Genomic DNA, 13987 nt, shown 5'->3' with positions numbered 1-13987 from the left:
GAAACCGAAGTTTCAGCTCAATGAATTCTGTCTTTGCATGTCTGAAATCAAATTAATGATTTCAATCAATGTAAACACTCTTCATTGATAGAATTTTTGTTAGCATCCAAAGATGATAACTGGATGTTTCTATCTCTGTGAGTGTCCACACAGATTTGCTTGATACTTATTTTTAAAGAACATTGTGCTTTTATCAGCACCCCGTCGAGTCGTTGTTCTCAGCGGGTCAGGGCTGCGTATTCTACGCATTTCCCTGTGGCCGTCAACACTTTTTTTAAAGTTTTTTCTGGCCGTTTAAAAAGTGACTGAATCGCTCTTTAAACCCTGACTTGGTAGCTGCTGTAACATCGTTTGTTTCGCCGCTGTGCCGTGTCAGTGGTGGCGCATTATAGGGAGCTTAGAATTTTGCGCAAGGGCTTTTTTGAAGTTTTTTATCGATCGGCGATCGCTTGCCGACATTTTCAGCGATATGCTTATTTTTCCTGCCAAACTAGCCTGTTTTAGTGCTTTTTCGGTATAGTTTGCTGATACAAATAGATTATGGAATTAAGTTATGGCTTCTCCTTTACGTAGTTATCAAGGCATTTCACCAAAGATTGGTGGATCTGTGTATATTGATCCGCTCTCTGTATTAGTAGGAGATATCCATTTAGATGATGATGTCAGTATTTGGCCTATGGTGGCAGCGCGTGGTGATGTGAACTCTATGCGTATTGGCAAGCGTTCCAATATTCAAGACGGAACCGTACTTCATGTGACTCATAAATCTGAGTCTAATCCGAAAGGTTATCCGCTTACTATTGGTGATGACGTTACAGTCGGTCATAAAGCCATGCTTCACGGTTGTACTATTGGTGATCGCGTTTTAGTTGGAATGGGCACTTTGATTTTAGATAACGCCACCATTTGTGATGACGTTATTATCGGGGCGGGTAGCTTGGTGCCACCAGGAAAGACATTAGAAAGTGGATTCTTGTATGTTGGCAGCCCAGTTAAACAAGTTCGTCCTCTTACAGAAAAGGAACGTGAGTTTCTTACTTACTCTGCCGCCCATTATGTTCGCTTGAAGAATAACTATATTGCAGAAGATTATGAGTAAACCACAATACCTTGTTCATTCATCGCTTCTTGTTCGATAAGTTCTTCAAACATATCTTCTAGATCGAAGCGTTTGTGTTCAGCAAGTTCCAACGCTTCACTTTTATTGGTTATATCTGAGCTAAAGATCTCATTCAATTTTGCTAAGCTAATTTTGCAAGGGATCATCATGCCTTGTAGTTGTGCCGTAAGTACGACGGCTTGATCTTGCTCAGACCATTCAATGTCATCGATAAAAATAATACTTTGATTCATGGGAATTGCTATTTACTCATTTGTTGTCGTAATTCAGATAATACAGACGTGATTTGTGGTGACACTTTTCGCCAACGCATAAAGCTTTCTGCGGCTTGACCAACCAGCATCCCTAATCCATCAGCAGTATGCGTTACTCCTTGCTGTTCTATCCATTCAATAAACGCCGTTTTCTCCGCGCTATAAAACATATCGTAGGCTTTGATCTTTTTATGAATAAAGTCATTCGCAACATTGGGCACTTTTCCGTCTACGCCAGAAGAAGTAGCATTGATCAAAATATCGCAATCCGTATTAGCAGATAGCTCATCAAGCCCCATTCCCTCCACTCTTTTATCATTCACTTCTGCGGCTAAATTGATTGCCTTGGCTTTGGTACGGTTGGCAATGACAATCTGTTCCACTCCAATCTCTAATAATGGATAGATACAACCTCGAACCGCACCACCAGCACCTAAAATAACAGTGTTCTTTTTATTAAGAGCACCAAACTGACGTTCTAAATCGGCCACCAAACCTAAGCCATCGGTATTATCGCCAACCAGGTTTCCATTTTCGTCTAGCCATAAGGTGTTTACGGCTTTAGCCAGTTGAGCCGAAGCGGTACATTGACGACATAATGCAAAGGCTTGTTCTTTAAACGGCACGGTCACATTCGCGCCTTTTCCACCTTGCTCGAAAAATAAGGTTACCGCATCTTCAAAACCATCCACGGGGGCTAGCAATTTTTCATAACTCAGCGCTTGCCCTGTTTGCTTAGCAAATTGTTGATGAATAAAGGGTGATTTACTGTGTTTTATGGGATTACCAAATACGGCGTATCTATCAATCATTGAGGTTTCCGATATAATTCAGCCAATTTTGACTTAGTCCGATAGTAGAACTTTAACATGAAGTGGTTGAATAAACTGTTTAATCGTAATGATGCGATGAATGAACGCGATCCTAATCAATCCAATGCTTACGATATGATTGGCGGCGATAAAACCATCAAGGCAATTGCCGAGCATTTTTATCACTATATGGCAACAAACGCTAATGTACGTCCACTTCGAGATATCCACCCTCAATCTTTGCAAGATTCAGAGCAAAAGTTATATGAGTTTTTAAGTGGCTGGTTGGGTGGACCGCAGCTGTTTCAACAGCGTCATGGTAACCCTGCTCTCAGGGCAAGACATATGCCATTTGCGATTGATGAATCGATGCGTGATCAATGGTTGGAATGTATGGGTTATGCATTGGGGAAAAGTTTGAAATCACCTGAACATCAAAAAGTGATATTTCAGGCGATTTCAACATTAGCTGATCATATGAGGAATCAGCCTAACCAGTCCTGAGGCTTTAGATAAGTATCATATAGCTCGGCTTCAGGTGTCCCAGTTTCGGGTTCGTAGCAATATTGCCAACGAACCAGCGGCGGCATCGACATCAAAATGGATTCCGTGCGCCCACCAGTTTGTAATCCAAATAAGGTACCTCGATCGTAGACTAAGTTAAATTCGACATAGCGACCACGGCGATAAAGTTGGAAGTCACGTTCACACTCACCATATTCCGTTTCTTTACGACGTTCAACGATTGGAGCATAAGCTTTGATAAAGCCTTCACCGACCGCTTGCATAAAGGCAAAACTCTTGTCGAATCCCCATGCATTGAGATCATCAAAGAATAGACCGCCAACACCTCGCGTCTCTTTACGGTGTGGAAGATAGAAATAGTCATCACACCATTTCTTGTATTTTGGATAGACATCATCACCAAACGGCACACATAAGTCTTTTGCGGTTTGATGCCACTCAATCACATCTTCTTTAAATGGATAATAAGGGGTTAAGTCAAAACCGCCGCCAAACCACCATACCGGATCAGCGCCTTCTTTTTCAGCGATAAAAAAGCGAACATTGGCGTGAGTCGTTGGAATGTAAGGGTTCTTTGGATGGATCACCAAAGACACGCCCATGGCTTCAAAGCTACGGCCTGCTAATTCTGGACGATGAGCCGTAGCTGATGCAGGCATTTGCGCACCTGTGACATGTGAAAAGTTCACGCCCGCTTGTTCGAAAACCTTTCCATCTGTTAACACTCGGCTTTGACCACCACCGCCTTCTTCGCGCTGCCATTGATCGTGTTGAAATTCAGCTTTGCCATCTAAACGTTCAAGCTCTTGGCAGATATTATGTTGTAATTGCAGCAAAAACGCTTTTACTGCATTTGCATCAACGATATTGGCATTCACTGTGCCCATGATTATTCCTTATTATTCCACACTTAATAGTGAACATATCAAGGTGCTAAATTGTGATAAGACAACCGTCCTTTACAGGAAGTAAAGGTCGTCAGTACATGGATGTACGCTACTGTTGTCGTTTACAATTTTGCACCTTCAAATGGTAACTAACGTAAAACTTGCCCAGTTCGGGCATCAATGATGGTAGAGGGCTGTTTACGCCCACCTAATTCGCCTTCAATCAGGGCATCAACTTGCTCTGAAAATTGCGCTTCAATTTCTTCGCCACTCATCGCTGGAGGCTCTCCTGCAATATTGGCACTGGTGGAAACCAGAGGTTTCCCCAAACTGTTACATAGTTCTATCACGGTTGGATGCGCTGAAATTCGAACCGCAATAGTATCAAACTGCCCACGAAGCTTTGGACTGACAGATGCGTGTGCTGGCATAATTTGTGTCACCGCTCCCGGCCAATGGGATTTTACCTTTTCAATTTGATCGGTACTGAGTTGAGTGAAATCGACATAGTCATCAAGTTGAGCAAAGTCACTGGCAACGATGATCAGCCCTTTTTCCCAAGGCCGCTGCTTTATTTGCAGTAAGCGCTCAATACTATCGACATTATCAGGATCACAACCCAAGCCATAAACGCCTTCGGTAGGATAGGCAATAATGCCACCAGCGTTAATCAGTTCGTTGATTTGTGTAGGATGCAAATGACGCATCTAAGATACCTTTTAAAGTTGTTGTTTAAATTTGCAGGTTTTTTGTGGGCATTCCAATCGCTGTCCAGCCGCCGCTTTACGACTGACTAAAATTCCAAATCCACAATCAGGGCAAGCTTGAGCCACAGGTTTGTGATTGACTAAAAATTTGCACTTAGGGTAAGCGTTACAGGCATAAAAGTTTTTGCCAAAACGATTGGTTCGATGTTCAAGTTGCCCCTGATGACATTGTGGGCAAGCGATGACACCGTCATCATCTTCATGATCTGGGCGCTCAATGTGATGACATTCCGGGTAATGAGTACAGCCAATGAAAATACCAAATCGACCCGATTTTACCGCCAGTTCATTACCACACTCTGGACACTCTGAACCTTCTATCACTTGGGAGTCGATGGCTTCATGCTGAACAAGCGGACGTGTATATTGGCAATTCGGGTAATTATTACAACCTAAAAAGCTGCCATGTTGGCTATGTTTCACCGAAAGTTCGGAACCACACTCAGGACAAGTCTCATACTCTTTTTCAAGCGCATGTTCGTGTACAGAAAATAATTGTGGATCGATTTTAGACATAAACCGCGATTACCTGTTGGAATGAGCCGTTATTTTATCGCATCCAACTCTGTGCGCCAAATTACACAATTCTTCACATTCGGCCTTGAGAGGTATACTGTATACAAAAATGCAAGTGGAGGCATACTGTGACAATACGGACATCATTACTCATCTCCTAAATTAGCAGAGCAAGCTTTGGCAACCCCTGAAATAAAACAGGTATTAGCATTATCACCTGATGATTTATTCGGACACGATACCAAACTGTTTACAACAGCAACCTTTGATAACGCCGTTAGCAGCCTTGCGCCTTCCACTGGTTTAGAAGATATCAATCAACTGCTCTATTTTCTTCGAGCTTACAGCTATTTTGGTGATCTTGACACAATCACGCTAAAACAAAAACTTGCCTTATCCAAACAACTCCAAGCTTTAATCAAAGATCCAGTTTTGAAAAAAAATCCTCGTTTTCAAGAGCAATTTTCAGTCACAGTGTACCGATATTTTGATAAAGATGACTCGATCGGAGCGTTAACACCACTGCTCAAGCCATTGAAGCATCAGTTAACTGAGTTAAGCAATGCACCAATCAGCCAAGCAACTGATTACGCTTTGTGGGAAACCCTACGAGCTTACGGTTTTTTACTTAACCAAGCCAAAAAACAACCTGATGGAGCATTAGCAAAAACGCTGATTAAGCAGCAAATACATTTACCGCTTATTGCCTTTGCCAAGCACAAGAACAGTATTCGTCAAGGTGATGATTGGCCAAAACAAAATGCATATTGGGCACTGGCGCTATATCGACTCACACTGCCCGCTTCAGAAACAGATAAGCCAACTCAACAAGAGCAAGCCATTGACGACGCCGTTGCAAAAATCGCCGATGACGATATCGAAGAGCGCCAAGATAAAGGTAAAGATGCCTACACACTTGGCTATCACATTAATACCTTTGCACAGCGTCAAGCCTGCTTAGATAATAAAAGCCGCTGCCGTATTCCTGATGAGTCGACCTTACTGCCACACAAGCATGCATGCTCGAATACCATTATCATTCGTCATCAAGATCTCAACTCTGAGCAATTAGCTCAGTCTTGCCAACGGTTAACCTCTCAAGAGAGCAATTTCCATCAACTACTGGATTCTCAACATAAGCCCACAGCGAACGATCACAATACCGCGCTTGAGGTCGTAGTGTTTAAAAACTGGAGCCAATACCACATTGGCGGTCAATTACTATTTGATATCAACACAGATAATGGCGGTATGTACTTAGAAGGAACGCCTCAAAAACCAGAGAATCAAGCTCGCTTTTTAGCGTTTCGACAATGGTGGGTTGAACCTGAGTTTTCCGTTTGGAATCTTAACCACGAATATGTGCATTATTTGGATGGGCGATTTGTAAAATACGGTGAATTTGGACACTTCCCCAGCCATATGGTGTGGTGGGCTGAAGGGCTTGCTGAGTACATATCAAAAGGAAATGAGAATTCCAAAGCCATAAAGGTGGCAAAAGAAGCAAAAGATAAACGCCCCGATCTTAAGACTATTTTTAAAACTGAATACGGCGACGGCCAAGAGCGCACCTACCAATGGAGTTATTTAGCGATTCGATATTTATCTGAGCATCATCCAAAAGAAGTCGTTAATCTCAGCCAAGCACTCAAAGCCGATATATTTGATGATTATCGTACTAAATTAACTCAGCTTGAAAATCACAATGATGCATTCCAAGCTTGGTTGGTTAATTTAATTACCGCCAACAAAAAGGACGAAAAAGAAAAAGCACCCAGTATTAATAAGCTAAACAGATACAGCTATCGAGATTATTTAACACCTGAACACTTAATCGCTAGTGATCTTCATAAACATTATTAGGGCATTCAATTGTCCTCTTGTTCAATCTCCCATTAATACAGTTGGCCAGCCCAATATAGTATTGGCACCATGGCCGCTGGTATCGCCTAAACGGGTACCTGGCATATTACTAATAAGCACTGTCATACTGCCTTTAATTATCGTATCCGGTGGTCCTACGCATACGCACATTTGAGTCATCGTAGCCGCAGGCATATTGCCAATAAGTACCGTACACGGCATTGGAGCCAGTGGCCCTCCTACATGTGGAATGATGGCCGTTACCATTGGGCAAATATGCATATCTGTCGCCCTTGAAGCTGGCATAGGCATAAAATACCTCCTTAATGATCAATCTTGAGCTGATTGAGCCCATTTCCCCCTTGGGCAATATCTAATCCCATAACAAAAAATTGCTGATAAAACTCCTCTGCGCCCTCTCCTTCAGGTAACACAGCGGTTAAGGTTATTGCTCCTGCAACGGCTTGAGCATAGGCATAAGGTGGCGGTGGAACAAATGGCGCTCCCGGTGCAAGCATATTGCCACCTGACCAAAAGGCGGCCTGAGCCACCCAACCTGCGCCCGTCTCAAGCCCAACTTTACCGGCCATATCTTCGGCGTATCGACGACTGGTTTCATCGGGTTCTTTAACCCAAGCTCTCGCTGCGCCAATGGCGGCCAATTCTTTATCGTTCCAATCTTTGCGTTGTTCAGCACATATCACCGCCCACCAAACCGCTTCCCTGATAGGCATTCCATGAGCCAAAAACTTGATGGCTTCTGAATGTAAGTCGTTCTTTATGCCTAATTGGATCAAATCATAGGGCGTTGAATCAGACTCCGCCAAAGCTACAAACTCTTCATCGGCCTCATAAAGGGCTAATATTTCGTGTGCTGAACTGTAGGGAACTTTTTTTAGTTTCATTAATGCTCTCGAATAGGAGGATGGTTAATTAATCATTGATACGCCGCCTTTCAATTTCACCATGGCGCCGCCTTTGATTTGATTCATCGCACTTCCTTCGACTTTGGTCATTGCGCCTTTGACTTCGACCTTTGCTTGCCCAGCTAACTTCACTGCTGCGCCTTTTACTTCTAATTTCCCTTTGGCACTAATGGCTACTTTAGAGCCAGTAACCTTAATACCACTTGAACTGATCTCAACCGTACAGCTGCCTACTTTCAATTGAAGCTTGGATTTCGCTTCAATCACAACTTTGTCACCTTTGAGTTCAACGGCATCTTTTGACTCAAACGCAACGGCATCTTTACATTGGATGTCTACTGCTTTTTCATATTCACCAGCGTACTCCCCCTTGAAGGATACCTTGGCCTCATTTTCAACTTCCATTGAAAAGTTATTAGAGGAAAGAATAGAAACTTCTTCTTCTCCCTCTTTTTCTTCAAAGCTGAGCCCTCCTCCCGATGCCGTCATAATGCCGCATTGAGTGGGCGTGTCATAAGGTACCGCGTTGTTAGTGTTATACAATGACCCCACGATAACCGGTCTATCTGGATTACCATCAATGTATTGAACCAAAACCTCATCGCCCACTTGAGGAGTAAACATGCAGCCAGCAGCATTACTGGCAAAAGGCTGAGACACAGGAATATAACAAGAAGTGTTTTCATCATTTTCACCTAACGTATCCCAGTGAAATTGCACTTTGATCTGCCCATTGTCATCGGCATAAACTTTTTCTCCACTCGGGCCGGTTACTGTTGCACATTGCAACCCTTCTACTTTAGGTTTTGGAATAAAAGGAGGATGAAAAGGGGTTTCTTTCGGAATACATTTAAATGCGTTACTGTAACCTGCACCGCCTGACGAACTGCTTGTTGAAATCGAGTGGGAAATGGCGATGATGACATACTCTTGGTTCAGATCGTCGACAGGATGCTTATCAAGCTTAAACACATTGCCGCATGAAAGTACCGAAATTTGCGATTGAGATTGAGAAACAACCCGATAAGCATCGAGCGCTTCCATTCGAATTTTAGCGGAATCTCTTATTGCGCCTTTTTCTTCAAAACCATCACCAAAGTGGTAGCTTTTTAATCCGCTCAGATTGGTATCGGCATCACTTTCTCTATCGCTGCTGTCAAAAACTTCAGCCAAGGTTTCTGTATGATCTGCCAGCATAATGGAAGCCGTACCAATATGCGTCATTTGCTGCCATTGTTCGAGTACATTAATGGGATCATCTTCTTTATCTCGATAACTTAACGTGTCTGTTTCTGCATCTTCGTAGCCTTGAGGAGAGTCAGAAACGACAACATTAGGCGTGGATTCCGTATGCTGAAGGTAGTAATACCATCCTTCGCTGGCAAATAGCCGCTGAATAAATTCTAAATCTGTCTCATCCATTTGAGTACAGTATTCTTTTTCAGTGCCTTCAGCTGACAGCTTAAATGTGAAATACGTTCCAAGCTCAGCATCTTCTAGCACTTGTTCTACAATCGCCTTGGTAGTCATTTCTTGGAAAATTTGCCGATTATGACGATGGGATAATAAAGATAAGGGATCTACGGCAACAATGTTGTAATAATACAGTGATTTTTCTTCGCTAAAGCCTTTAAAAAAAACACTCCTCACCAGCCCAACATAATCTCGCTCAAATTCAGTTTCCGACTGTTGATAGCTTGCACACACTTCAGTGCCTAACACAGTAGACTCTATTGCTTCAGGTGAACATACTGAAATATCGAGAGTACAACCAGAGGAAAGCACTTGTTCACAGGTCAACGTGGTACCGATTATGGGATCTCCACTATCAATCACAACATTGAGTTCTCTGGCTTCAACGTCATATTCAATATCTGACATACAAAAAGCATCAATTAAATAAAAACATTAAGTCTAATTTTTTAATTCTCAAATAGTTAATATCATTTGTAGATTTATTATTTCTATAAATTATGTGCAAATCCAAGATAGTTAGCTTTATCCTTTTAAAAAATCTATTAAAAATAGTGCGTTTAAGGAATAAAAAGTCAATCACGAATTAACAAGATTTTAAATTAGCAGTTTCACTATATAGACTCAGAGAAATACCATGGCTGATTTCGAAAAAACCGTCGAACGTCTAGAAGGAATAGCTGTACCTTTTTCTCAAGTAGACAGTAAAGGCTATTATCGCGGGCCAAGTGGCCTATCAAGAGTTGCTGAAATATTGGCTGACGAAGACAGCCCTTCGGATGGATACTGCTTTGGAGCCTGTGTCTACGTCTTGGAATGCAATTTTAGTCCCGATGCGTTTATAGAAAGCTGTAAAGAAATCAAAGGGCGGTCACTTATCCGTGGCTATCACCGCTTTCAAAATGTCCTCCCTGGAGGGGATCCTGTCTTAAAATACAAATACATCCCTACACTGGTAAAAAGTGTCAAATATGTCATGGAATTTCAACAAAACTTTGATGACGTCATGTCTGGCATGTCCTTTTTACTCACACAAGAAAATGTAACGGCTATGCTCGGTTTCAAGGGAGCAAGAAAGCACATGATGTGTTGCAGAATAGGAGGCGGAGATAAAGGGCTAGCTGGCAGTATTATGTTTGATCCCAATTATGGATTTGGGGTTATGAAAGATGCTCGAGCCTGTTGTCGTTTAATCAATTTTATTGCTACTCAATTCTATAAAGAAAACAAATTTTCGGGTTTAAGAGTATGTACTTATAGTGTTGAAGATTAAAGCACCGAGCAAGACACCTTACTTTTTTGCTGATAAATACTGTTGTTGATGTAGCAAATCATACTGAGCAGGTAAGTCACACCACTGATTAAAGGAAGCTTTAAACCTGATGCAAAATTGGGATAAATCTGTAGAAGCCATTAATTGAGCGTGATTTTGGTCAGTCACAAAAAACTCTCTGAGTCGCATATCCTCATCACTCTTGGCATAAAACACCTTTTGTATTGGCTTTTCACTATCAACAAAAACGTACATTAATAATTGAGTTCCATTTAAACTATCACATTCTTTTAAAAAATTATTAAACCCCTCCAGTTCTTTAGCATTTGTAACAACAATATCCAATTTACTATTATATGACCAATACGTTTGATCGTAATTTATAACATCAAAAGCCATATTTACTCTCCCATCATCAAACATAATACATAGTAAATTTTAAATTCGTATTCTAAGTCAATTTAATTACGTCATATAACAATTTCGCATAATTATTGAACTTAAATTTATTTTTCAATTGATTAAATAACGATAGACTTAATCATATATCGCAAACAATTTTTAAATTTTAAGCCAAGCACTTCTACTGTTCATGTCTATATTATAAATCTGTCGGGAAAGCCTTAAAAAATGTCCGTAATCTTTGAAAAAATAGCTCATATGATTGCCGCTTCTGCATCTAAAGATATTCAATTGAGTGCTAAAAAATACGGTGGGCACTGCACTCATCCCTTTTGTCAGGGAAAAGGCAATATTTTTAAAGCTATCAAAGGGCAAAAAGACACTCATGGAGGCGTATGTCATGCGCTGTCTAGTATATGGATTTATTACCACATAAAGGGAGATTCTCTTTGGAATCATCTTTATATCAACTACAACCCAAATATTCTCAATCAAGTGGTAATGGATAGAGTGAAAATGCTGCAAAAGTTTGGGATAGCCGCCAGTGGGGATGGCATGGATCAAGACAGAGTCACTGAAGATTGGTTTAAATCAAAGGGAATCGCTCAAAAGCACTTCTCGTTGGTAGGATCCGAAGGCTATACAAGAGGGAAAAATAAAAAACGCTTTTTTTCAGGGATTCATGGCAGACAGATTGATAAAAGTGAAAATAGTGCAAAAAAAACCGACCCTAAAACGTTGGCAAAAGCCATCGCAAGACCTTACTCTGGTATTTCCGATTATAAATTAGTAAGTGTTTTCGGCACGCTTGCAGCCCATACTTTTGCGGTGTATACAGGTACAAATGAAATACTCATGTTCGATCCCAATTTTGGTGAGTATTGGTTTAGCACCAGTTTCTTTGAAAATTGGTTCGCAAACTATTTTTGGCATAAAGCGAAATATGATGTGAGCTTTGCTCTTGGTAAAGCGTGGGAAATCAGGCATTATTCGCCATTATGTTAATTTTCAATATCAAAACCGACTTCAAATTCAATATAAAAATAAAAACATATTTACACAACAAATTAAAAATTAACTCACTCAGAAAACTCCTCGTAATTAACTGTTAAACATACTAATAATTTTAAATAATTACATAGTAGCATTTATTGTTTGTATATTTTTCAGTTAGGTTTAGATTACTAACTAATAAATATAGTGCATTGTCTAACCTGATATTTTTGGGAGGCATAATTGTTTTCAGAAGAACTTAAGGATGAACTTTTAGCTAACGGCATTAATCAAGATAATTTTTGTGGCGTTAATTTAAGAGAAGATAGAGCTTCATTTAGAAAAATACGCAATTCATTTAATTTAGCTCAAACATCCTTAAGAGTGCTCACCCAAAACCCAGATGAAAGCCTACTAGATGAATTACAACAAGAAAACTTAACCAATTGGGAAAAGCTATCTGAAGAACTGATTGACGTATTTAAAAATCAAACTCAGGATATTGAGCTAATTGCATGGGCTTTAACGGCTCAAATATTTATTACTCCCTCCCTAAAAAGTTTAGTCATTGCACTTGATTGGTTTTCAAATTTGTTAATCAATCATTGGGATGAAGTGAATCCAGTTCTCAGTTCCGAAAAATTGAAGTCAGACGATAAAGATGAGCAAGAAAAAGCTCAAGGTACTGAAAAAATAAAAGCTTTTACTCAATTAGTCGGTGACACTCTCGAAAGTTGTTTATTTTACTCACCCTTTCTAACCTTTAATTTACTCCACGAATTGAGCTTTTTTGATTATAAAAGTGCCATTAACAAAGGGGAAATCGATCAATTAAAAGAAACGATTGCGGATAAGATCCCACAGGAAAAAGAGGCGATATCTGAAAAAGTGAATAACTTATCTTTATGTATTGTTCACATAGAAGCAATATCACAATGGGTGGCTCAAAAAACGTCTCAACTCGGGATTCAAGGGACTAACTTTTCTTTCATTAAGGCGCTACTTTCATCATTACTCGATGCCTTTGAAAGGCTAACAGGCATAACCCCAATCCCTAATGAGGAAAATAGCCAAACTCACGATGACGAAAATAACGCCCCATCAACAAGCTCTGACACAACAGAAACGGTAACAGCACAGCCGCCAAAAGAACAAGAACAAGCAACGACTCCAACTCCGCCGATTCAACAACCCCAAATGAGCGCTTCACAACCTCTTCATTTTGAAGACATCGCCAACAGCAGTGACGTGACACGAGAGCAGGCATTTAAGCAGTTACAAACATTATCGAGCTATTTTCAAAAGACCGAGCCGCACAGTCCAGTGTCTTACCTGCTTGATATTGCGATTAATTGGGGAAAACTGGCTTTACCCAATCTTCTAGACGAATTAATGTCAAAGCCACAAGAGAGCTTGTTAAAAACGATTCTTTTGAAGTCCACAAACTCTCTGCAGGCTAACACAGCCACTTCGAACACTTCCCCACCAATTCAACAGCAGGCTCAAACCAATAATGATCCCGTTGATGCTCCGGCTCCTGAAGCCAATACAACAACACAGCAAAACACTAAGCCAACAACCAATAAACCTAAACCAAAAACAAAGGTGACTTGGTGATCTTTTAAAATTCATAAGAGGATAACAAGATGGCAAGTATATACATGCAAATAGATGGCGTATCGCCAAATGGCGCGGCTACTGTAGACGGATTAGATGGTGATGGATGGATAGCGCTAACTTCATTGACATGGGGGGGTGTCAGAAATGTCGGCATGGAGGTGGGCGATGCCACTAACAGTGATAAAGGCATTGTCGCCGTTCAAGAAGTAAACGTGACCAAAATGGCCGACGGGGCTTCCGAATTTATCATGTCCATTCTTTATAGCCCTGGCGCCGAAGGCAAAGAAGTCACTTTTGTCGCAACCGTCCCCATGTCTGACGGTTCTGGTGTACAAATCGCCTACCAAATGAAACTAACCAATAGCAAAATCTCGTCCTACAACAAGTCCATCTCTGAAGGTGGGATAGTGGAAACGATTGCATTCACCTACAACGAAATAACCCAAAAGCATAACTTCCAAGAAGCCTCAGGTGATATGTCTGATGGTGGCTTGGTTACATTTGATGTTGGAAAAGGCGCCATGACCTCGGGTGAGCAAAGTTAATTTGACGTCAA

16 protein-coding genes are annotated in these 13987 nt (G+C 41.0%); 7 read left to right on the top strand and 9 right to left on the bottom strand.

Annotated elements, in window-relative coordinates:
* Positions 1-553 precede the first annotated feature (553 nt).
* Complete coding sequence (locus E2H97_RS01250; protein WP_133405443.1) at positions 554-1099, top strand: gamma carbonic anhydrase family protein; 546 nt, start codon at positions 554-556, stop codon at positions 1097-1099.
* Here E2H97_RS01250 and E2H97_RS01245 read toward each other — a convergent pair.
* Both E2H97_RS01245 and aroE read right to left on the bottom strand, forming a co-directional pair.
* Positions 1090-1353, bottom strand: coding sequence for a DUF1488 family protein (locus tag E2H97_RS01245; RefSeq protein WP_133405442.1), 264 nt, complete (start codon positions 1351-1353; stop codon positions 1090-1092). The genes E2H97_RS01250 and E2H97_RS01245 overlap by 10 nt on opposite strands.
* Positions 1354-1361: 8 nt before the next feature.
* Positions 1362-2186 carry a shikimate dehydrogenase gene (gene aroE / locus E2H97_RS01240; protein WP_133405441.1) on the bottom strand — a complete coding sequence of 275 codons (825 nt, stop codon included), beginning with the start codon at positions 2184-2186 and terminating at the stop codon, positions 1362-1364.
* A 57-nt stretch (positions 2187-2243) separates the two neighbouring features.
* Between aroE and E2H97_RS01235 the strand changes: the two genes are divergently transcribed.
* Positions 2244-2690: a group II truncated hemoglobin gene (locus tag E2H97_RS01235; RefSeq protein WP_133405440.1), complete on the top strand. Its 447-nt coding sequence runs from the start codon at positions 2244-2246 to the stop codon at positions 2688-2690.
* On the opposite strand, the gene hemF is transcribed toward E2H97_RS01235, so the two are convergent.
* The 3 genes from hemF to E2H97_RS01220 form a co-directional block, all read right to left on the bottom strand.
* Complete coding sequence (gene hemF / locus E2H97_RS01230) at positions 2672-3598, bottom strand: oxygen-dependent coproporphyrinogen oxidase (protein ID WP_133405439.1); 927 nt, start codon at positions 3596-3598, stop codon at positions 2672-2674. The genes E2H97_RS01235 and hemF overlap by 19 nt on opposite strands.
* A gap of 149 nt (positions 3599-3747) precedes the next feature.
* Positions 3748-4305: an L-threonylcarbamoyladenylate synthase type 1 TsaC gene (gene tsaC, locus E2H97_RS01225; RefSeq protein WP_133405438.1), complete on the bottom strand. Its 558-nt coding sequence runs from the start codon at positions 4303-4305 to the stop codon at positions 3748-3750.
* Between the two features lie 12 nt (positions 4306-4317).
* Positions 4318-4881 (bottom strand): DNA topoisomerase family protein, encoded by a 564-nt coding sequence (locus E2H97_RS01220; protein WP_133405437.1) that lies wholly within the window; start codon positions 4879-4881, stop codon positions 4318-4320.
* A gap of 177 nt (positions 4882-5058) precedes the next feature.
* Here E2H97_RS01220 and E2H97_RS01215 point away from each other — a divergent pair, with 177 nt between their 5' ends.
* Positions 5059-6744, top strand: coding sequence for a collagenase (locus E2H97_RS01215; RefSeq protein ID WP_246029036.1), 1686 nt, complete (start codon positions 5059-5061; stop codon positions 6742-6744).
* Between the two features lie 21 nt (positions 6745-6765).
* Here E2H97_RS01215 and E2H97_RS01210 read toward each other — a convergent pair whose 3' ends face one another.
* The 3 genes from E2H97_RS01210 to E2H97_RS01200 are packed head-to-tail and all read right to left on the bottom strand — an operon-like array spanning position 6766 to position 9551.
* Positions 6766-7056, bottom strand: a complete 291-nt coding sequence (locus E2H97_RS01210) for a PAAR domain-containing protein (protein WP_133405436.1) — start codon at positions 7054-7056, stop codon at positions 6766-6768.
* An 11-nt stretch (positions 7057-7067) separates the two neighbouring features.
* The gene (locus E2H97_RS01205; RefSeq protein ID WP_133405435.1) at positions 7068-7649 is read right to left on the bottom strand and encodes a DUF6931 family protein; all 582 of its coding nucleotides are present in this window, start codon (positions 7647-7649) and stop codon (positions 7068-7070) included.
* Positions 7650-7673: 24 nt separating this feature from the next.
* A complete protein-coding gene (locus tag E2H97_RS01200) occupies positions 7674-9551 on the bottom strand; it encodes a type VI secretion system Vgr family protein (protein ID WP_133405434.1) in 1878 nt (625 codons plus the stop codon).
* Between the two features lie 229 nt (positions 9552-9780).
* On the opposite strand from E2H97_RS01200, the gene E2H97_RS01195 reads away from it, so the two are divergent.
* The gene (locus E2H97_RS01195) at positions 9781-10416 is read left to right on the top strand and encodes a hypothetical protein (RefSeq protein WP_133405433.1); all 636 of its coding nucleotides are present in this window, start codon (positions 9781-9783) and stop codon (positions 10414-10416) included.
* 18 nt (positions 10417-10434) lie between these two features.
* On the opposite strand, the gene E2H97_RS01190 is transcribed toward E2H97_RS01195, so the two are convergent.
* Positions 10435-10815, bottom strand: coding sequence for a hypothetical protein (locus tag E2H97_RS01190; RefSeq protein ID WP_133405432.1), 381 nt, complete (start codon positions 10813-10815; stop codon positions 10435-10437).
* A gap of 231 nt (positions 10816-11046) precedes the next feature.
* Here E2H97_RS01190 and E2H97_RS01185 point away from each other — a divergent pair, with 231 nt between their 5' ends.
* From E2H97_RS01185 to E2H97_RS01175, 3 genes are all read left to right on the top strand, one after another.
* Positions 11047-11823, top strand: a complete 777-nt coding sequence (locus E2H97_RS01185) for a YopT-type cysteine protease domain-containing protein (protein ID WP_133405431.1) — start codon at positions 11047-11049, stop codon at positions 11821-11823.
* Positions 11824-12054: 231 nt separating this feature from the next.
* A complete protein-coding gene (locus E2H97_RS01180) occupies positions 12055-13428 on the top strand; it encodes a type VI secretion system protein TssA (RefSeq protein WP_133405430.1) in 1374 nt (457 codons plus the stop codon).
* A 29-nt stretch (positions 13429-13457) separates the two neighbouring features.
* Positions 13458-13976 (top strand): type VI secretion system tube protein Hcp, encoded by a 519-nt coding sequence (locus E2H97_RS01175; protein ID WP_133405429.1) that lies wholly within the window; start codon positions 13458-13460, stop codon positions 13974-13976.
* The last annotated feature ends 11 nt before the right edge of the window (positions 13977-13987 follow it).

The organism is Parashewanella tropica, assembly GCF_004358445.1.
In the GTDB taxonomy this organism is placed as follows: Bacteria; Pseudomonadota; Gammaproteobacteria; order Enterobacterales; family Shewanellaceae; genus Parashewanella; species Parashewanella tropica.
This window is presented reverse-complemented; position numbering and strand designations above follow the sequence as displayed.